The following is a 19225-nucleotide window of genomic DNA, read 5'->3' as shown; positions in this document are numbered from 1 at the left end:
ACAGGGTATGGTTGTTTTTATACAACAAACATAGCCGCTACCTGGAGTCTATCCCATGCATCCCCGCGTCCTTGAGGTAACCGAACGCCTGGTCGAACGCAGCCGTGCCACGCGCGAGCGCTATCTGGCCATGATCCAGGCGGCCGCCGCTGAGGGGCCGCAGCGCGGCAAGCTGCAGTGCGCCAACTTCGCCCACGGCGTGGCCGCCTGCGACGGCAGCGACAAGCAGCGCCTGCGGCTGATGGACTCCGTCAACGTGGCCATCGTCACCGCCTACAACGACATGCTCTCCGCCCACCAGCCCTACGAGCACTATCCCGAGCGGATCAAGCGCGTCCTGCGCGACATGGGCTCGGTCGGCCAGGTTGCCGGTGGCGTGCCGGCCATGTGCGACGGCGTGACCCAGGGCGAGCCGGGCATGGAGCTGGCCCTGGCCAGCCGCGAAGTGATTGCGCTGTCCACGGCGGTGGCGCTGTCCCACAACATGTTCGACGCCGCCTTGTACCTCGGCATCTGCGACAAGATCGTCCCCGGCCTGCTGATGGGCGCCCTGCGCTTCGGTCATCTGCCGGCGCTGTTCATGCCCAGCGGGCCGATGGTCTCGGGCCTGTCGAACAAAGAAAAGGCGGACGTGAGACAGCGCTACGCCGAAGGCAAGGCCAGCCGCGACGAGTTGCTCGAGTCCGAGATGAAGGCCTATCACGGCGTCGGCACCTGCACCTTCTACGGCACCGCCAACACCAACCAGATGCTGATGGAAGTGATGGGGCTGCACCTGCCGGGCTCCTCCTTCGTCAATCCCGACACCCCGCTGCGCGACCTGCTGACCGAGGAGGCCGCCCGCCAGGTCACCCGCCTGACCAAGCAGGGCGGGCAGTTCATGCCGCTCGGCCAGATCGTCGACGAGCGCGTGCTGGTCAACTCGGTGGTGGCGTTGCACGCCACCGGCGGCTCCACCAACCACACCCTGCACCTGCCGGCCATCGCCCAGGCTGCCGGCATCCAGCTGACCTGGCAGGACATGGCCGACCTCTCCGAGGTGGTGCCGACCCTGACCAAGGTCTATCCGAACGGCAAGGCCGACATCAACCACTTCCAGGCCGCCGGCGGCGTGGCCTTCCTGGTTCGCGAGCTGCTCGACGCCGGGCTGCTCCACGAGGACGTCAATACCGTGGTCGGCCGCGGCCTGCGTCGCTACGCCCAGGAGCCTTTCCTCGACGGGGAGCGGCTAGTCTGGCGCGACGGTCCGGCGAAGAGCCTCGACGAGAACATCCTGCGCCCGGCGGCGCAGCCTTTCTCGGCCGAGGGCGGCCTGCGGGTGATGGTCGGCAACCTCGGCCGGGGTGTGATGAAGGTGTCCGCGGTGGCGCCCGAGCATCAGGTGGTGGAGGCGCCGGCGCGGGTGTTCCGCGACCAGCAGGAGCTGGCCGATGCCTTCAAGGCCGGCGAGCTGGAGCGCGACCTGGTGGCGGTGATGCTGTTCCAGGGCCCGCGCAGCAACGGCATGCCCGAGCTGCACAAGATGACCCCCTACCTGGGCGTGCTGCAGGACCGCGGCTTCAAGGTGGCGCTGGTGACCGACGGGCGCATGTCCGGCGCTTCCGGCAAGGTGCCGGCGGCCATCCACGTTTGTCCGGAGGCCATCGACGGCGGCCCGCTGGCCAAGCTGCGCGACGGCGACGTGGTGCGTGTCGATGGCCGGGCCGGCACCCTGGAGGTGCTGGTCGAGGCCGCCGAGCTGGCCGCCCGCGAACCGGCGAGCGCCCCGCAGGGTGCGGGCGTCGGCTGCGGCCGCGAGCTGTTCTCCTTCATGCGCGCGTCCTTCAGCACCGCGGAGCAGGGCGCGAGCGCCTTCACCGCCGGTCTGGAGGCGCTGAAGTAAGGCTGGCTAGAGGAGCTCGTCGTCGCTGGGGTAGCGGGTGGGGTTGAGGCTTTCCTTGATCTTGCGCAGATGCGGCTGAAAGTCGATGCCGCGGCGCAGGGTCATGCCGGTGGCCAGCACGTCGAGCACGGTGAGTTGGATGATCCGCGAGGTCATCGGCATGTAAATGTCGGTGTCCTCCGGCAGCGGGATGTCCAGGCTCAGGGTGCAGGCCCTGGCCAGCGGCGAGTCGGCGGCGGTGAGGCCGAGCACCGAGGCGCCGTTCTCGCGGGCCAGGTGCGCCACCTCGACCAGCTCGCGGGTGCGTCCGGTGTAGGAAATGATCACGAAGAGGTCGCCGGTGTGGGCTACCGAGGCGAGCATGCGCTGCATCAGCACGTCGCTCTGCGCCGACACGGCGAGGTTGAAGCGAAAGAACTTGTGCTCGGCGTCCTGGGCCACCGAGGCCGAGGCGCCGAGGCCGAAGAAGTGGATCTGCCGGGCCTGGATCAGCAGGTCGACGGCCCGGTCGATGGCCTGCGGGTCGAGCGCCTGGCAGGCGCTGTCCAGCGAGGCGATGGTGCTGCCGAAGATCTTCCGGGTGTAGGCCTCGGGGCCGTCGTCGGCCTCCACCGCACGGCTCACGTAGGCGGCGCCGCTGGCCAGGCTCTGCGCCAGTTGCAGTTTCAGTTCCGGGTAGCCGCTGACGCCGAACGAGCGGCAGAAGCGGTTGACGGTCGGTTCGCTGACCTGGGCGGCCTGGGCCAGCGAGGCGATGCTGTAGCGGGTGGCTTGTTGCGGGTCCTGCAAGATGACTTCGGCGACCTTGCGCTCGGCCTTGTTCAGCTCTTCGAGACGGCTCTGGATCTGTTCCAGCAGATTGCGCGTGCGATCCATGTTGGTTCCTGGGACGGACGATGCGTTGAGGGTCTTATCGTAACTGGGCGCTTCCGGAGGGAGCCACTGAAAATCCCAGTTATGGAGAAATGTTGTTTTATTACGTAATTTTTGTTGATGAAACGATTCAAGAATGCTTTCATAAATCGCGACTTTGATAAAAGAACAAACACCATGACTGTTACTCCTGTCGAGCCTTGCACTTTTGCCTTGTTCGGAGCCTTGGGTGACCTGGCCTTGCGCAAGCTGTTCCCCGCCCTCTACCAGCTGGACCGCGCCGGCCTGCTGTGCCCGGATACGCGGTTGCTGGCCCTGGCCCGCGATGCCGGCGAGGAGAGCCGTCACCTAGCGACCATCGCCGAGCACCTGCGCCGCCACGTGCCGGGCGCGGAGCTGGAGGAGGGCGTTGTGCAGCGCTTCCTCGGCCGCCTGGACTACCTGGCGATGGACTTCCTCGAGCCCGGCGCCTACGCCGCGCTGGCCGACCGGGTCGGCGATGCCGAGCGGCTGGTCGCCTACTTCGCCACCCCGGCGGCGCTCTACGAGCCGATCTGCGCCGGGCTGGCCGAGGCCGGGCTGGCCGAGCGCACCCGCGTGGTGCTGGAGAAGCCGATCGGCCACGACCTGGCCTCCTCGCGCAAGGTCAACGACGCGGTGGCGCGGCACTTCCCCGAGGACCGCACCTACCGGATCGACCACTACCTGGGCAAGGAGACGGTACAGAACCTGATCGCCCTGCGCTTCGCCAACAGCCTGTTCGAGACCCAGTGGAACCAGAACCACATCTCCCACGTGGAGATCACCGTGGCCGAGCAGGTCGGCATCGAGGGCCGCTGGGGCTACTTCGACAAGGCCGGCCAGCTGCGCGACATGATCCAGAACCACCTGCTGCAGCTGCTCTGCCTGATCGCCATGGACCCGCCGAGCGACCTGTCGGCCGACAGCATCCGCGACGAGAAGGTCAAGGTGCTCAAGGCGCTGGCGCCGATCGACGCCGCCCAGCTCAGCCAGCAGGTGGTGCGTGGCCAGTACGTGGCCGGCAGCATCCTCGGCAAGCCGGTGCCCGGCTATCTGGAGGAGGACAACGCCAACGCGCAGAGCGGCACCGAGACCTTCGTCGCCCTGCGCGCGGAGATCCGTAACTGGCGCTGGGCGGGGGTGCCGTTCTACCTGCGCACCGGCAAGCGCATGCCCGAGAAGCTGTCGCAGATCGTCATCCACTTCAAGGCGCCGCCGCACTACATCTTCGCCGCGGAGCAGCGCCCCCTGATCGGCAACAAGCTGATCATCCGCCTGCAGCCGAACGAGAGCATCGCCCTGCAGGTGATGACCAAGGAGCAGGGCCTGGACAAGGGCATGCAGCTGCGCAGCGGCCCCCTGCAGCTGAATTTCTCCGACACCTACCGCCGGGCGCGGATCCCCGACGCCTACGAGCGGCTGCTGCTGGAGGTGATGAAGGGCAACCAGAACCTCTTCGTGCGCAAGGACGAGATCGAGCACGCCTGGCAGTGGTGCGACCGGCTGATCGCCGGCTGGCGCCTGCAGGGCGAGGCGCCCAAGCCCTACGCGGCGGGCAGCTGGGGACCCTTGTCGTCGATTGCACTGATCACCCGTGACGGGAACAGCTGGTATGGCGATTTCTGAGCCCCTTTCCGTCACTGGGGACAGCGCTGTCCATGCGGCGGCGATTCGTGCCCCTTTCCGCATTTTTCCGAACTCCAACCGGCGCTCGTGAGCCCGAAGGACCCACCGATATGAGCAGCATCCAGAACAACAAGCCGACCCCTTCCCAGAGCGTGCCGAGCATGGCCGACAAGGTCGCCCTGATCGATCGGCTGTGCGCCGAGGCGCGCATCCTTCCCGTCATCACCATCGAGCGCGAGGCGGACATCCTGCCGATGGCCGATGCCCTGGCCGCCGGCGGCCTGCGCACCCTGGAGGTCACCTTGCGCTCCGCGCACGGCCTGACCGCCATCCGCGTGCTGCGCGAGGCACGCCCGGAGCTCTGCGTCGGTGCCGGCACCGTGCTCGACGAAAGCATGCTGGCCGACGCCGTGGCAGCGGGCGCGCAGTTCATCGTCACCCCCGGCAGCACCCCCGAACTGCTGAAGGCCGGGGTGGATTGCCCGGTGCCGCTGCTGCCGGGCATCGGCAGCGCCTCCGAGCTCATGGTCGGCTACGCCCTGGGTTACCGCCGCTTCAAGCTGTTCCCGGCCGAGATCGTCGGCGGCATCCCGGCGCTGAAGGCGCTCGGCGGGCCGTTCGGCAACGTCCGTTTCTGCCCCACCGGCGGCGTCAACCCGAGCAACGTCAAGAACTACATGGCCCAGCCCAACGTGATGTGCGTGGGCGGCTCCTGGATGCTGGACAGCGCCTGGACGCGCGCAGGCGACTGGCAGCGCGTTCAGCAGGCCAGTGCCGAGGCCCTGCAGCTGCTGGGCTGACCGATCAGCCGAAGGTTTTCCGTTTGCCCGCTGTTGCACCGATAAAAAAGTTCCCCTGGAGGACTCTACAAGATGCTGCGTAGAACCAAGATCGTCGCCACCCTCGGCCCGGCCACCGAAACCCCCGAAGCCATCGAAGGCCTGGTCAAGGCCGGGGTCGACGTGGTGCGCCTGAACTTCTCCCACGGCAAAGCCGAGGAACATAAGGCCCGCGCCGAGCTGGTGCGCGAGATGGCCGCCAAGCACGGGCGCTTCGTCGCCATCCTCGCCGACCTGCAAGGGCCGAAGATCCGCATCTCGCGCTTCACCGACGGCAAGGTGCTGCTGGAGAAGGGCCAGCAGTTCATCCTCGACGCCGCGCTGGACAAGAACGCCGGCGACGCCACCCGTGTCGGCATCGACTACGAGGCGCTGATCACCGACAGCAAGCCCGGCGACATCCTGCTGCTCGACGACGGCCGCGTGGTGCTCAAGACCCTCAAGGTCGAGGCCACCCAGCTGGTTTGCGAGGTACAGGTCGGCGGCCCGCTGTCCAACAACAAGGGCATCAACCGCCAGGGCGGCGGCCTGTCCGCCTCGGCGCTGACCGACAAGGACTGCGAGGACATCAAGACCGCCGCGAGCATGCAGGTCGACTACCTGGCGGTGTCCTTCCCGCGCGATGCCGCCGACATGCAGCACGCCCGCCGGCTGATGCAGGAAGCCGGCGGCAACGCCGGGCTGGTGGCGAAGATCGAGCGCGCCGAGGCGGTGGCCGATGCGCAGGTGCTCGACGGCATCATCCTCGCCTCCGAGGCGGTGATGGTCGCCCGCGGCGACCTGGGCGTGGAGATCGGCGACGCCGAGCTGGTCGGCGTGCAGAAGCGCATCATCGAGCGGGCGCGGGTGCTCAACCGCGCGGTGATCACCGCCACGCAGATGATGGAGACCATGATCACCCAGTCGCTGCCGACCCGCGCCGAGGTGTTCGACGTGGCCAACGCGGTGCTCGACGGCACCGACGCGGTGATGCTCTCGGCCGAGACCGCCGCCGGTTCCTACCCGGTGGAGACCGTGGAGGCCATGGGGCGGATCATCCTCGGTGCCGAGAAGCACCCGCTGGCGCACCGCTCCAAGCACCGGATGGACCAGGTGTTCCACCGCATCGACGAGACCATCGCCCTGTCGGCGATGTACGCGGCCAACCACCTGGAAGGGGTCAAGGCGATCGTCTGCCTGACCGAGAGCGGCGACACCCCGCGGCTGATGTCGCGGATCCGCTCGCACCTGCCGATCTACGCCTTCTCCCGCCATCCGCGCACGCAGAGCCGGGTGGCGCTGTTCCGCGGGGTCAACCCGATCCCCTTCGACACCGACCGGATCCCCGAGAGCGAGCTGAACGCCCGGGCGGTCAAGGAGCTGATGCAGCGCAACCTGGTGTTCGAGGGCGACCTGGTGCTGATCACCAAGGGCGCCGGCCAGGCCCAGGGCGGCACCGACACCCTGCGCATCGTGCGCGTCGGCGACGTGATCCACTGAAGGGAGGGCGATTCGATGCAAGCGAACGAACAGCAGGACTGGCCGCGCGATTTCGATATCCGCGCCTCCCATGCCGAACAACAGGAACTGCTCGCCGAGGGCGAGGCCGCGTCCACTCCCGCACAGGACCACAACAACGATGAGTAATGCCAGCACCCTGATCCAGCAGGTCGTCGCCCGCGAGATCCTCGATTCGCGCGGCAACCCCACCGTCGAGGCGGTGGTCACCCTGGCCGGCGGCGCCGTGGGCCTCGCCAGCGTGCCCTCCGGGCCTCCACCGGCAGCCGCGAGGCCCTCGAGTTGCGCGACGGCGCACTGCGCTACAAGGGCAAGGGCGTGATGAAGGCGGTGGACAATGTCAACGGCGCCATCCGCGAGCGGGTGCTCGGCCTCGACGCGCTCGACCAGCGCGCGGTGGACGGCGCCATGCTCGCGCTGGACGGCACCGACAACAAGGCGAGCCTCGGCGCCAACGCCGTCCTCGCCGTATCGCTGGCCACCGCCAAGGCCGCCGCCGCGGCCCGCGGCCTGCCGCTCTACGCGCACCTGGCCGGGCTGTACGGCACCCCCGGCGAGTTCAGCCTGCCGGTGCCGATGATGAACATCCTCAACGGCGGCGAGCATGCCGACAACAACGTCGACATCCAGGAGTTCATGATCCAGCCGGTCGGCGCGGCCAGCTTCAAGGAAGCGCTGCGCATCGGCGCCGAGGTGTTCCACACCCTGAAAGCGGTGCTCTCCGAGCGCGGCCTGAGCACCGCGGTGGGCGACGAGGGCGGCTTCGCGCCGTCCTTGTCCTCCAACGAGGAAGCGCTGGTGGTGATCCAGGCGGCGGTCGAGCGCGCCGGCTACGTGCTGGGCAAGGACATCACCCTGGCCCTGGACTGCGCCGCCTCGGAGTTCTACAAGGACGGCCGGTACACCTTGGCCGGCGAGGGCAAGAGCTTCGACAGCAAAGGTTTTGTCGACTACCTGGCGAGCCTCTGCGCGCGCTACCCGATCGTCTCGATCGAGGACGGCCTGGACGAGAGCGACTGGGCGGGCTGGGCCTACCTGACCGAGCAGCTGGGCGACAAGGTGCAACTGGTCGGCGACGACCTGTTCGTCACCAACACCAAGATCCTCAAGGAAGGCATCGAGAAGGGCATCGGCAACTCGATCCTGATCAAGTTCAACCAGATCGGCAGCCTGAGCGAGACCCTGGATGCCATCCGCATGGCCCAGGAAGCCGGCTACACGGCGGTGATCTCGCACCGTTCGGGGGAGACCGAGGACACCACCATCGCGGACCTGGCGGTGGCGACCCGCGCCGGGCAGATCAAGACCGGCTCGCTGTGCCGCTCGGACCGGGTGGGCAAGTACAACCAGCTGCTGCGCATCGAGGAAGAACTGAAGGGCAAGGCGCCCTATAGCGCCGAAGCGCTGCTGAAGCGCCGCTGCTGCAGCCACTAACATTGACTTGGACGGTCGATGCGCCCGACGGCAAGCCGGGCGCATTTCCATAATCACAACGAGGACGACGCAAGCCATGAGCACCGAGAGCCGTCTGCAAAACCTTTTCCCCTCTGCCAACGACATCCCCGAGCAATACCGTCCGGGCGCGCCCCTCGAGCAGCGCGAGTACCTGGTCGACGGCGCGCTGCGCCGCTGGGACGGCCCGCTGGCCGCCGTGCGCAGCCCCATCCACCTGAAGACCGACAAGGGTGACGAGCAGGTCATCCTCGGCAGCACCCCGCTGCTGGATGCCGAGGCCGCGCTGACCGCCCTGGACGCCGCGGTCAAGGCCTACGACAACGGCCAGGGCCTGTGGCCGAGCATGCCGGTGGCCGAACGCATCCAGCACGTCGAGACCTTCCTGGCCCGCATGCGCGAGCAGCGCGAGGCGGTGGTCAGGCTGCTGATGTGGGAGATCGGCAAGAACCTCAAGGATTCCGAGAAGGAGTTCGACCGCACCTGCGACTACATCGTCGACACCATCCAGGAGCTCAAGGAGCTGGATCGCCGCTCCAGCCGCTTCGAGCTGGAGCAGGGCACTCTCGGCCAGATCCGCCGCGTGCCGCTGGGCGTGGCGCTGTGCATGGGACCCTACAACTACCCGCTGAACGAGACCTTCACCACCCTGATCCCGGCGCTGATCATGGGCAACACCGTGGTGTTCAAGCCGGCCAAGTTCGGCGTGCTGCTGATCCGCCCGCTGCTGGAAGCGTTCCGCGACAGCTTCCCGGCCGGGGTGATCAACATCATCTACGGGCGCGGCCGCGAGACCGTCAGCGCGCTGATGGAGACCGGCAAGATCGACGTGTTCGCCTTCATCGGCACCAACAAGGGCGCCAGCGACCTGAAGAAACTCCACCCGCGCCCGCACCGCCTGCGCGCCGCGCTGGGCCTGGACGCCAAGAACCCCGGCATCGTCCTGCCGCAGGTGGACCTGGACAACGCGGTCAGCGAGGCGATCACCGGCGCCCTGTCGTTCAACGGCCAGCGCTGCACGGCGCTGAAGATCCTCTTCGTCCACGAGCAGGTGGTCGATGCGTTCCTCGAGAAGTTCAACGCCAAGCTGGCCGCGCTCAAGCCGGGCATGCCCTGGGAGCCGGGGGTGGCGCTGACCCCGCTGCCGGAGCCGGGCAAGACCGACTTCCTCGCCACCCTGGTGGCCGACGCCCGGGCCAAGGGCGCGAAGGTGGTCAACCCGGGCGGCGGCGAGGTGCGCGAAACCTTCTTCTACCCGGCGGTGCTCTACCCGGTGACCCCGGAGATGCGCGTCTACCAGGAGGAGCAGTTCGGCCCGCTGGTGCCGGTGGTGCCCTACCGCGACCTGCAGACGGTGATCGACTACGTGCGCGAGTCGGACTTCGGCCAGCAGCTGTCGATCTTCGGCAACGATCCCAAGCAGGTCGGTCGGCTGGTCGACGCCTTCGCCAACCAGGTCGGGCGGATCAATATCAACGCCCAGTGCCAGCGCGGTCCGGACAGCTTCCCGTTCAACGGCCGGAAGAACTCGGCGGAGGGGACGCTGTCGGTGTACGACGCGCTGCGGGTGTTCTCGATCCGTACCCTGGTGGCGACCAAGTTCCAGGAAGACAACAAGCAGCTGATCAGCTCGATCATCCGCAATCGCGAGTCGAGCTTCCTGAGCACCGACTACATCTTCTGACGGACACTGCCGGACAGCGCTTTCCAGGCTGTCCGGCAGCCATCCGGGCCTTGTCCCGTCCGTGCTTCTCCAATGGGCGGATACAGACAGAGAAAACCATATCCGGATAGCGGATCCGGCTATACCTTGAAACGAAGTTGCTCTATCATAGATCAAGCTGAAACGATTCAGCTAAAGGCTTCAGCACGCTCGGTGCGTTGTTTCAGTCTGAGGAATGCTCCTCATGGCTTCGAATAAATATAAGAAGGTTCAATAACATGCTGTATTGCCCATCTTTGCTTCCTGAATTCGTACGCTGCCTCTCCCTTATCCGTTTTCCGACTGTCTGCGTCCGGCCGAGCGGCCCCCTGTGGATGCGTTCCTGTAGAGCGGTGCGAAGTCCCTTGCTCGCGTCTGGCTCCTGACGACCTGAGAAGGCGCTAGGGCGAAGGTAAAGCCAGCCCTGCGTAATGGAGTCCATCGTGCAATGGTAGCTGCACGGATAGCGCTATCTCATTGATCGCGAATTCCTGACGGTAATCGGCGACTGTTCTGGGTACAGCTCCTTACCGGCCAGAAAACAATAAGAATCGGAGCGGATATGAAAAGAATGTCGGTGAAAAAGGCACTTATTCCACTGTGCGCCTTTTTTGCGTTGCCCTTGACGGCCGAGGCCTTGAACTTCAGCGGTTATTACCGCCTCGGGGTCGGCGGCAACACCAAGGGCGGTACGCAATCCTGCTTCCAGTTGCCCGGCGCGCCCTCGAAATACCGGCTCGGCAACGAGTGCGAGTTGTGGAGCGAACTGGCCTGGGACCACGATATCGCCCTTGCCGATGGGTCGACGCTCTCCGGCATGGTCATGGGCGGCTTCTACAACCCCATCGGGCACAAGCCGAAGTTCAAGGACTCCAACGAACATGGCGGTGGCTCCTCGCGGATCCAGCAGATGTTCGTCGAGTGGAAGAATGCCGCGGTGCTCAACGGCGGCAACTTCTGGGTCGGGCGCCGCTACTACAAGCGGAACGACATCCACATGACCGACTACTACTACTGGAACCAGAGCGCCACCGGTTTCGGTTTCGACGAAGTGCCGATCGGCGACCTGCGCTACAGCTACGTCTTCTCGCGCAAGGACGATTACTGGCAGAACCCCTATGTCACCCGCCACGACTTCAACGTCAACGGCTTCAAGACCAACCCCGGCGGTGAAGTGCAGGTGGGCCTCAGCTATCTGCAAAAGCCGAGCGGCGATGATAGCCACAGCGGCTGGTCGGTGGCCGTGCAGCACAAGCAGGAAGGCTTCCTCGGCGGCAAGTACAACACCTTCGCCCTGCAATACGGCGAGGGGCCGGGCACCAGGCTGGGCTACACCGGCGATAGCGAACTGGACAAGGAGAACAAGAGCTGGCGCATGGTCGAGTACTTTGACTGGCAGACCACGGAGCGCTTCGGCGGCCAGTTCCAGCTGGTCTACCAGAAGGACGTCCGTCCCGATGGCGACAACATGCGCTGGCTGTCGGTCGGCGTGCGGCCGGTCTATGCCTTCACCGAGACGTTCAAGGTGAGCGCCGAGGTTGGCCACGACCAGATCAAGGCGACCGACGGCACCCGCAAGCTGACCAAGTTCACCGTCGCGCCGACCTGGTCGCCGGGCGGCCCGGGCTTCTGGGCGCGGCCGGAACTGCGCGTCTACTACACCTACGCCACCTGGAACGAGGCGGCGCAGCGCGCGGCCACCGAGATGAACCCCGAGTCCGCGCTGTCCGAGACCGGCGCCTTCGGTTCCGACCGCCATGGCGGCAACTTCGGCGTGCAGGTTGAATACTGGTGGAAGTGAAACCGGGGGCCGGCCGCTTCGGCGTGGCAGACGAAAGCCCCTGGCCCGTGCCCGATGGGCAGCAGGATCCGGGCAGGCGATGGCCGGAAGGGAAGGGGAGTCGAGGCTCCCTTTCTGCCTGTCTCTGCTCGAGAGCGAGCGCCGCGACTCCGCCCCAGGAGTCCGCAAGGCCTGTGTGATGGTGCTGTACAAGCCCGCCCTTGTCGAACCGGACATCTACGCCTCTTGTTTTTATATGTTCTTTTGTTAACGTTAACATAGCGTTCTGAGAGCCTTTTGGCAAGGCCATCGCCCGTGCGTTTTCACGGGTGTGTCCTTTGTTGTTGGTTTCTCGATAGGATCTGCAGAAGCAGAACCTGAATCCTGTCGGGGAGAGGCACCGCGCCGACAATGTTGCCTCGAACGTGCCTCCTAATGGCTCTTGGTAACACGGGCTCCGTTATCTGTATGGGTATACAGATAATGGTTGCCTGAACGCCCGTTACTGCACATGCTTGCGCCATCGCGACAACCTACGATGGCGACCATGCGGCTCTTCCTCTGCGAAAAACCTTCCCAGGCCAAGGACATCGCCAAGGTGCTCCAGGCCACCCGGCGCGGCGACGGCTGCTGGCTGGGCACGGACGTGACCGTGACCTGGTGCATCGGCCACCTGCTGGAAACCGCGCCGCCGGATGCCTACGACGAACGCTACAAGCGCTGGAGTCTGGCCGACCTGCCCATCGTTCCCGACAAGTGGAAGATGCTGGTCAAGCCCAAGACCGCCAGCCAGTTCAAGGCGGTCAAGCGCCTGCTCGGCGAATGCCGCGAGCTGGTGATCGCCACCGACGCCGACCGCGAGGGCGAGATGATCGCCCGCGAACTGGTGGAGCATTGCCGCTATCGCGGGCCGATCCAGCGGCTGTGGCTGTCGGCGCTGGACGATGCCTCGATCCGCAAGGCGCTCAAGGCGCTCAAGCCCGGTGCCGAGACCTTCAATCTCTACCATGCGGCGCTGGGCCGCTCGCGCGCCGACTGGCTGATCGGCATGAACATGAGCCGGCTGTTCACCCTGCTGGGGCGCCAGTCCGGCTACCAGGGCGTGCTCTCGGTCGGCCGCGTGCAGACGCCGACCCTACGCCTGGTGGTGGACCGCGACCGCAGCATCGCCGACTTCGTGCCGGTGCCCTACTGGGCCATCGAGGTGCAGCTGCTCGCCGAGGGCACGCCCTTCGTCGCCCAGTGGCGCGCGCCGGAAGACGCCTGCGACGAGCAGGGCCGCTGCCTCAAGCAGGAGCTGGCGCAGCAGGCAGCCGAGGCCATGCGCCGCGCCGGCAGCGCACGGCTGGTGGAGCTCAAGATCGAGCGGATGCGCGAGGCGCCGCCGCTGCCGTTCGACCTCGGCACCTTGCAGGAGGTCTGCTCGAAGAAGCTCGGCCTCGGCGCCCAAGAAACCCTGGACATCGCCCAGGCGCTCTACGAGACGCACAAGGTCATCACCTATCCGCGCAGCGATTGCGGCTACCTGCCGCTGAGCCAGCACGGCGAGGCAGCGGCGATCCTCGCCGCGCTGGGCCGTGCCGATCCGGCGCTGGCCGCGCTGATGCCGCACCTCGATCCGCAGCGCCGCTCGCGGGCCTGGAACGACGCCAAGGTCGGCGCCCACCACGGCATCATCCCCACCGCCGCCGCGCAGAGCCTCGACCGTCTGGTCGGCAAGCAGCGTGCGGTGTTCACCCTGATCCGTGCCCGCTACCTGGCGCAGTTCCTGCCCAACCACGAGTACGACCGCACCCAGGCCGACTTCGACTGCGCCGGCCACGCCCTGCGCGCGGTGGGCAAACGCATCGTCGAGCCCGGCTGGCGGCGCGCGTTGCCCGAGGCGCTGACTGCGGCGAAAGGGCGCGAGGCGCCCGAACCGCAGGCCCTGCCGGCGCTTCGCGAAGGGCAGGACTGCGCGGTGGGCGAGGTGACGCTCAAGGACCTCTGGACCCAGCCGCCCAAGCCGTTCACCGAGGGCGACCTGATCAAGGCGATGAAGAACGTCGCCAAGCTGGTCGACGATCCGCGCCTCAAGCAGAAGCTCAAGGACACCACCGGCATCGGCACCGAGGCGACCCGCGCCGGGATCATCCAGGGCCTGCTGGATCGCGGCTATCTGCTCAAGCAGGGCAAGGCGCTGGCCGCCACGCCGGCCGCCTTCAGCCTGATCGACGCGGTGCCGCGGCCGATCGCCGACCCCGGCACCACGGCGATCTGGGAGCAGGCGCTGGACATGGTGCAGAGCGGCGAGATGCCGCTGGAGGAGTTCGTCGCCAAGCAGTCGGCCTGGATGAGCAAGCTGGTGGAGCGCTGCGCCGGCCTGCGTCTGACCATCAGCGGCCCGCCGGTCCCGGCCGGGGCGGCGCCGCGCCCTGGAAGAAGAAGCGGACGGCCACCTCGCGCAAGGCCGCCCCACGCAAGAGCGCCTCCGGCAAGGCGACCGGCCGGCGCAGCGGAAAGCCGGTCGTCGCGGACTGACCGGTAACGGTCCCGGCGCGAGCCACGCCTTGCGGCTCGCGTTTGTCCGCTTCCGCCGCCCCGGACTCTCTGCTTGTCTATAGTGTGCCCAGGGCCGGCGTCCTTCTCCAAACCGTTTCGCTTGCAGGATTTCACGGCGAGATCCGGCCAGACAGGCGAGAAACCCTATGAAAAAACCACGGATTGCAGTCATCGGCCTGGGCAAGCTGGGGCGCAGCTGTGCCGAGGCGCTGCTGGCCGATCCGGCCCTGGCGCTGGCCGGGGTGGTGCGGCGCAGTCCGGCGCCGCTCGACTGGCTGGGCGGCATCCCGGTCGTCGGCCATGTCGCCGAGCTGAACGAGGTCGATGCCGCGCTGCTCTGCGTCCCCCCGGACAGGATTCTCGGCATGGCCAACGAGCTGCTGCAAAGGGGACTTCCGCTCGTGGAGTGCGCACGGCTGCACGGCGACGCCTTCCTCGCCCACAAGGCGGAAATGCAGCGGCTGGCGCGCCTGCGCAAGACGCCCGCGGTGGTGGGCGCGGGCTGCGATCCGGGCATCCTCTCGCTGTTTCGCAACCAGTTCGCGCTGCTGATCCCCCACGGGCATACCCATAGCACCCTGCATGTCGGCGCCAGCCTGCACCACACGCTGGCCGCGGAGGGGATCGCGGGTGTCGGCAAGGCGCTGGCGACCGAGCTGAAGGCCCAGGGCGGCAGGCTCCAGCGCTATGTGTACGTCGAACTGGAACCCGGCGCCGATGCCGCCGCCGTGGAGCAGACGATTCGCCAGGACCCGCTCTACCTGGACGAGGAAACCCTGGTGTTCCCGGTCGACAGCATCGCCACGCTGGAGGAAGCCAACCGGGGCCTGGTGCTGGAGCGCCATGCGGCGGCGAGCGCCACCGGCCATGCCGCCCTGCTGCTGGAGGCGCGCTTCAACGAGACGGAGCTGGCGGCGCGCATGATGCTGGCCGCCGTGCGGGCGCTGCCGCAGCTGCAGGCCGGCGCCTATTCGCTGGACGATCTTCCCGCCCGGCTGCTCTGGGGCGAACAGGGCACGCGCGCGGAACGGGAGTGGACCTGAGGCGCGCGCCGGGCTGAGAAGCCTGCGCCGGCTGTCGGCGACGCATGGGGGGCGTGGCGGCGGCAATCCCTGCCATATCCGATGGCAGGGAGTTACTGCGGTTGAGTCTGTTTTAGGAGCCGGTGATGTCGAGCATGCGCTCCCTGATCGTGGTCTTGCTGGTGCTGCTGGCGGGCTGCGCCACGCCACAGCGTCCCCCCGTGGCGCGGCCGGTTGTGGTTCCGGAAAGTACCTGGCGGCAGATCGACAGGGAGATCGTCGCCGTGTCGCTGGATGCGAAGGCGCAGGCCACGCATTTCGCACAAGATTCCATGAGGGACTGGATGAACCTCGTCTACAAGCGCACCGATGCGGTGTTCATTCCGTGGTTTTCCAGCTACTGGACCCGGAAATGGCTGAGCATGAAGGTGACCTGGTACAAGATGGACGCAGGAGGGGATAAGGAGCAGACCGTGGAGCGCCTGGCCATCTATCTGCAGGAGCAATACCGCTATCGCGTGCTGAAGCCTGTCGCCAGGGAGGTCGATCCCAGCCGGGTCATGGAGCAGGCGACGAAACTCTACATCTGGCTCCTCGGCGAACTGCTGGGGAGAATCCCGCAGCGCTACGGTGTGCCCGCGGATCAGTTCAATCGCCGGCTCAAGGGGATTCCGGCGATCGCGCTGGCTCCCCCGGCCACCCACAGCGCGTCGCTCCACCAGATCATTCACGCCGAGCCGGTCAGCAGGCTGCCGGCCTATGTGGCCTTGGTTTCGCGCATCCGCAATATCCCCGGCAGCCCGGTGAACTGGTCGTCGAACGAGGGCATCTCGCTGGTGGTGAAACGGACCAGCGAAAGCCTGACCAAAGAGCTCGCCACCAGCAGCGTCGCCAGCGCGGTTTCGACGGCGGTCGGCCGGGCGGCAGGCATGGTGATTTCCCTGGGGGCGATGGGGGTCAGCGCCATGCTGCGCGAGAGCGAACGGCCGGCGATGGAGGCACAGTTGCGGAAAAACCTGAAAGCCACCTTCGATGCGGAGTGGCGCGATCTGATGCGCAACTCCGACACGGGAGTGCTGGCCGGGGTCTATTACATATCCGCACAAGTCGAGGGAAGTCTGGCCAATGGCGTTACGCGGTCGGGCCGCTCCGAACGGCTGTCGGGCGAGATGCCCCGGCCGGGTGAGCAACCCCTTCAGCTGAGTAAGAGGGCAAGTGAATAAGTCGACACCCCTGGCGAGTCTTGGAATGGCTGGTCGGACAGAGCGTGGGCGGGGGCCAATTGGGGTTCATTCGGAAGGATCGATCATGCGTCTTGTATGGATATGTTTCGCGACCACCCTTATGGGGACACAGGCGATCGCGACAGAACGGCAGCAACTCGCGGAAGCGGCAGTGGAAAAGGCGGAGGTGCTGGAGCAGAAGGCGGCGGCCGAGGAGGGCGCGAAAAACCTGCCGCGGGTCAAGGCCATCACCAAGCCCGAAGCGCAGGCGGTCGATCCGGCAGGCAAGGCGCCCCTCGACGATGCGATCACCTGCCTTGCACGCAGCATCTACTGGGAGGCCAAGGGCGGGAAGTCGGCGGATATGGAGGCCGTCGCCAACGTCGCCATGAACCGGCTGGGCCACGAAGGCTTTCCCGACACCCTTTGCGCGGTCGTCAAGCAAGGCTCCGAACAGGGCTCCTGTCAGTTCTCCTGGTGGTGCGACGGTCGCGCGGATCAGGTCAAGGAGGACGAGCGCTACGACATAGCCAAGGAAGTGGCGCGAAAAGCGCTCAACCAGCAACTGCGGGACCGCACCGGTGGCGCCCTGTATTTCCACGACAGGACCGTGTCCCCCGACTGGGCCAAGAAGTACCGCAGGACCGCCCAGACCGGCAAGTTTCTCTTCTACAAGCCTCGCGGCGATGCGGCACAGTAGCGTTTCGAGTTTGCGCGCTCCCGGCCGTCCGTTGCCGGCTTTTCGAGAGGCCCCTCAGGCATCGCGCAGGAGGTCGTGGGCATCGAGCAGCCGGTAGGCGATCTCCGGGCGTTTCTCCAGGCCGCGACGGATCGCTGCCGGAATCGACTGGCGGGTCTTGCGGCACAGGCCGGGCAGTTCGTCGATGTGAATGGCGATGCCGCGCATGCTGCGTACTTCGTTGAAGCCGGGGGCGATTTCCAGGCGGATGCCCAACTGCTCGTACATCCGCCGCTGCATGCGCTCGAGGTCGGCCAGGCTTTCGAGATTTTCCAGGCGCTCGAGCAGGCGTTTTTCCTCCTGGCGGGTCAGGCGCAGGATGCGCAGGTCGGCGCCGGGCGTCTCCAGCAGGCGCTCGTGTCCGCAGGTGCAGGCACCGGGCGGGCAGGGCTGGCGGATCGGCAATGAGGACGTCATGGCACCGATCATAGCGGTCCGCGATCAGCGCTGCCCATGGACGGTGTGCACGACGATAGCCGACCCCCATCGACCCTACTGAACGGCTCGGATGCGTCCGCGAAACCGGAGCAATACAGGCGTGCGTGGGCGACCCCGGAAACGCCGCCTATGCTTCGTGGGACGCAGCCCGTCGCCGATGGCCGTCGTCATCCCGTGGCTTATGCCAGCTTGCCTGTCCAAGGAGAAGCGCCATGCGTATCGATCGTCGTTTCAGCGCAGTTCTGCTTGCCTGGCTGGCCCTGGCAGGCTGGCCGGAGCAGGCCGCCCGGGCTGCCGATCCTCCCGCCGCGGCGGCCCAGGGCGCAGCCGTCTTCCGCCAGGAGGAACTCGACCAGATGTTGGCGCCGCTGGCCCTGTATCCCGACCCCCTGTTGGCCCAGGTGCTGATGGCGAGCACCTACCCGGGCGATGTTGCCGACGCCGTGGCCTGGTCCAGGGCGCATCCGGATGCCAGCGGCGACGACGCCGTGGGCCAGGTGGCCAACGAGCCTTGGGACCCGAGCGTGCAGTCGCTGGTCGCCTTTCCGGCGGTGCTGGCCACCCTCGGCCAGGATCCGGCCTGGGTGCAGCGCGTCGGCGATGCCTTCCTCGCCCAGCCCGGCGACGTGATGGATTCGGTGCAGCGCCTGCGCCGCCAGGCGCATGCCGCCGGCAACCTCCAGTCCACCGAGCAGCAGCGGGTCATCGTGCAGCCGGCACCGCCGGCCAGCACCACCACCGTGGTGCAGGCGCCGGCCCCCACGCAGACCATCGTCATCGAGCCGGCTGACCCGCAGGTCGTCTACGTGCCCAGCTACAACCCCAGCGTGGTCTACGGCACCTGGCCCAATCCGTCCTACCCGCCGGCGTACTATCCGCCGCCGCCGGGCTACTACTTCGGTTCCGCACTGGTCACCGGCCTGGGCTTCGCCGCGGGCGTGGCGGTCATCGACTCGATCTGGGGCGACTGCGACTGGGACCACGACGACATCGACATCGACGTCGACCGCTACAACAACCTCAACCGCACCCGGCAGCTCGACGCCAGCCAGACCAAGTGGCAGCACAATGCGATCAATCGCGACGGCGTGCCCTATCGCGACCGCGCCAGCCGCGAGCGCTATAGCCAGCGCCTGCCCGGCAGCGAGCAGCGCGCCGCCCTGCGTGGCCGCGAGCCGACGCGTGCCGCCGACCGCGCCCGCGCTCGCCAGACCCTGAGCCAGCGCGGCATCGAGGCGCCGGCCACCAGCAACCGCGAGGCGCGCGAGCGGGCCCAGGTCGCCGGCCGCGAGATGCGCGACCAGCCGCAGGCACGCCAGCGCGCACAGGCCAGCGCCCAGCCGCGCCAGCGCACGCAAAGCAGCGTGCAGGCCCGCCAGCAGGCGCGGCAAAAGTTCACCGGCAGCCAGAACACGCGCAGCAACAATGCCTTTGCCGGGGCGCGCGATCCCTCGCGGTCGCGGGCTGTCGCCAGCCGTGGCGAAGCCAGTCGCGCCTCCGCCAGCCGGCCCAAGGCGGAGCGCAGCAGCCGGCCGGTGCAGCGGGCTTCGCTGCCACGGGGCGGCGGCCGTCGCCGTTGACAGGGAGAGT

13 protein-coding genes and 2 pseudogenes are annotated in these 19225 nt (G+C 67.2%); 13 read left to right on the top strand and 2 right to left on the bottom strand.

Going from position 1 to position 19225, the window contains the following annotated elements; genetic code table 11:
* Window positions 1-55: 55 nt before the first annotated feature.
* The gene (gene edd, locus Atro_RS03275) at window positions 56-1882 is read left to right on the top strand and encodes a phosphogluconate dehydratase (RefSeq protein ID WP_497926424.1); all 1827 of its coding nucleotides are present in this window, start codon (window positions 56-58) and stop codon (window positions 1880-1882) included.
* A 6-nt stretch (window positions 1883-1888) separates the two neighbouring features.
* On the opposite strand, the gene Atro_RS03270 is transcribed toward edd, so the two are convergent.
* Window positions 1889-2758 (bottom strand): MurR/RpiR family transcriptional regulator, encoded by an 870-nt coding sequence (locus Atro_RS03270; RefSeq protein ID WP_497926423.1) that lies wholly within the window; start codon window positions 2756-2758, stop codon window positions 1889-1891.
* 174 nt (window positions 2759-2932) lie between these two features.
* Here Atro_RS03270 and zwf point away from each other — a divergent pair, with 174 nt between their 5' ends.
* From zwf to Atro_RS03215, 11 genes and pseudogenes are all read left to right on the top strand, one after another.
* Window positions 2933-4402 carry a glucose-6-phosphate dehydrogenase gene (gene zwf, locus Atro_RS03265; protein WP_497926422.1) on the top strand — a complete coding sequence of 490 codons (1470 nt, stop codon included), beginning with the start codon at window positions 2933-2935 and terminating at the stop codon, window positions 4400-4402.
* Between the two features lie 110 nt (window positions 4403-4512).
* On the top strand, window positions 4513-5202 hold the full coding sequence (locus tag Atro_RS03260) for a bifunctional 4-hydroxy-2-oxoglutarate aldolase/2-dehydro-3-deoxy-phosphogluconate aldolase (protein WP_497926421.1): 690 nt from the start codon (window positions 4513-4515) through the stop codon (window positions 5200-5202).
* 72 nt (window positions 5203-5274) lie between these two features.
* Window positions 5275-6720, top strand: coding sequence for a pyruvate kinase (gene pyk / locus Atro_RS03255; protein WP_497926420.1), 1446 nt, complete (start codon window positions 5275-5277; stop codon window positions 6718-6720).
* A 15-nt stretch (window positions 6721-6735) separates the two neighbouring features.
* Window positions 6736-6867 carry a hypothetical protein gene (locus tag Atro_RS03250; protein WP_349618597.1) on the top strand — a complete coding sequence of 44 codons (132 nt, stop codon included), beginning with the start codon at window positions 6736-6738 and terminating at the stop codon, window positions 6865-6867.
* Window positions 6860-8172: pseudogene (gene eno, locus Atro_RS03245) on the top strand (phosphopyruvate hydratase). Before Atro_RS03250 ends, eno begins: the two are co-directional and overlap by 8 nt.
* Before the next feature lie 76 nt (window positions 8173-8248).
* The gene (locus Atro_RS03240) at window positions 8249-9874 is read left to right on the top strand and encodes an NADP-dependent glyceraldehyde-3-phosphate dehydrogenase (RefSeq protein WP_497926419.1); all 1626 of its coding nucleotides are present in this window, start codon (window positions 8249-8251) and stop codon (window positions 9872-9874) included.
* Window positions 9875-10454: 580 nt separating this feature from the next.
* Window positions 10455-11693 carry a maltoporin gene (locus Atro_RS03235; RefSeq protein ID WP_497926418.1) on the top strand — a complete coding sequence of 413 codons (1239 nt, stop codon included), beginning with the start codon at window positions 10455-10457 and terminating at the stop codon, window positions 11691-11693.
* A 526-nt stretch (window positions 11694-12219) separates the two neighbouring features.
* Window positions 12220-14192 (top strand): annotated as a pseudogene (locus Atro_RS03230) (DNA topoisomerase III).
* Between the two features lie 167 nt (window positions 14193-14359).
* Window positions 14360-15256 carry a hypothetical protein gene (locus Atro_RS03225; RefSeq protein ID WP_497926417.1) on the top strand — a complete coding sequence of 299 codons (897 nt, stop codon included), beginning with the start codon at window positions 14360-14362 and terminating at the stop codon, window positions 15254-15256.
* Between the two features lie 134 nt (window positions 15257-15390).
* Window positions 15391-16458 carry a hypothetical protein gene (locus Atro_RS03220; protein WP_497926416.1) on the top strand — a complete coding sequence of 356 codons (1068 nt, stop codon included), beginning with the start codon at window positions 15391-15393 and terminating at the stop codon, window positions 16456-16458.
* Window positions 16459-16543: 85 nt separating this feature from the next.
* Window positions 16544-17158, top strand: a complete 615-nt coding sequence (locus tag Atro_RS03215) for a cell wall hydrolase (RefSeq protein ID WP_497926415.1) — start codon at window positions 16544-16546, stop codon at window positions 17156-17158.
* A gap of 54 nt (window positions 17159-17212) precedes the next feature.
* Here Atro_RS03215 and Atro_RS03210 read toward each other — a convergent pair whose 3' ends face one another.
* Window positions 17213-17614, bottom strand: a complete 402-nt coding sequence (locus tag Atro_RS03210; RefSeq protein ID WP_497926414.1) for a hypothetical protein — start codon at window positions 17612-17614, stop codon at window positions 17213-17215.
* Between the two features lie 233 nt (window positions 17615-17847).
* Here Atro_RS03210 and Atro_RS03205 point away from each other — a divergent pair, with 233 nt between their 5' ends.
* Window positions 17848-19215, top strand: a complete 1368-nt coding sequence (locus Atro_RS03205) for a DUF3300 domain-containing protein (RefSeq protein ID WP_497926413.1) — start codon at window positions 17848-17850, stop codon at window positions 19213-19215.
* The last annotated feature ends 10 nt before the right edge of the window (window positions 19216-19225 follow it).

This window comes from Azotobacter tropicalis, assembly GCF_059739045.1.
The sequence above is the reverse complement of the archived record's forward strand: the minus strand, read 5'-3'. Positions and strand labels throughout refer to the sequence as shown.

Coding starts and splice junctions, on each gene's coding strand:
- Atro_RS03270 (WP_497926423.1), bottom strand. CDS start 2,758: ATGGATCGCACGCGCAATCTGCTGGAACAGATCCAGAGCCGTCTCGAA.
- Atro_RS03240 (WP_497926419.1), top strand. CDS start 8,249: ATGAGCACCGAGAGCCGTCTGCAAAACCTTTTCCCCTCTGCCAACGAC.
- Atro_RS03260 (WP_497926421.1), top strand. CDS start 4,513: ATGAGCAGCATCCAGAACAACAAGCCGACCCCTTCCCAGAGCGTGCCG.
- Atro_RS03235 (WP_497926418.1), top strand. CDS start 10,455: ATGAAAAGAATGTCGGTGAAAAAGGCACTTATTCCACTGTGCGCCTTT.
- Atro_RS03250 (WP_349618597.1), top strand. CDS start 6,736: ATGCAAGCGAACGAACAGCAGGACTGGCCGCGCGATTTCGATATCCGC.
- Atro_RS03210 (WP_497926414.1), bottom strand. CDS start 17,614: ATGACGTCCTCATTGCCGATCCGCCAGCCCTGCCCGCCCGGTGCCTGC.
- pyk (WP_497926420.1), top strand. CDS start 5,275: ATGCTGCGTAGAACCAAGATCGTCGCCACCCTCGGCCCGGCCACCGAA.
- edd (WP_497926424.1), top strand. CDS start 56: ATGCATCCCCGCGTCCTTGAGGTAACCGAACGCCTGGTCGAACGCAGC.
- zwf (WP_497926422.1), top strand. CDS start 2,933: ATGACTGTTACTCCTGTCGAGCCTTGCACTTTTGCCTTGTTCGGAGCC.
- Atro_RS03220 (WP_497926416.1), top strand. CDS start 15,391: ATGCGCTCCCTGATCGTGGTCTTGCTGGTGCTGCTGGCGGGCTGCGCC.
- Atro_RS03225 (WP_497926417.1), top strand. CDS start 14,360: ATGAAAAAACCACGGATTGCAGTCATCGGCCTGGGCAAGCTGGGGCGC.
- Atro_RS03205 (WP_497926413.1), top strand. CDS start 17,848: ATGCGTATCGATCGTCGTTTCAGCGCAGTTCTGCTTGCCTGGCTGGCC.
- Atro_RS03215 (WP_497926415.1), top strand. CDS start 16,544: ATGCGTCTTGTATGGATATGTTTCGCGACCACCCTTATGGGGACACAG.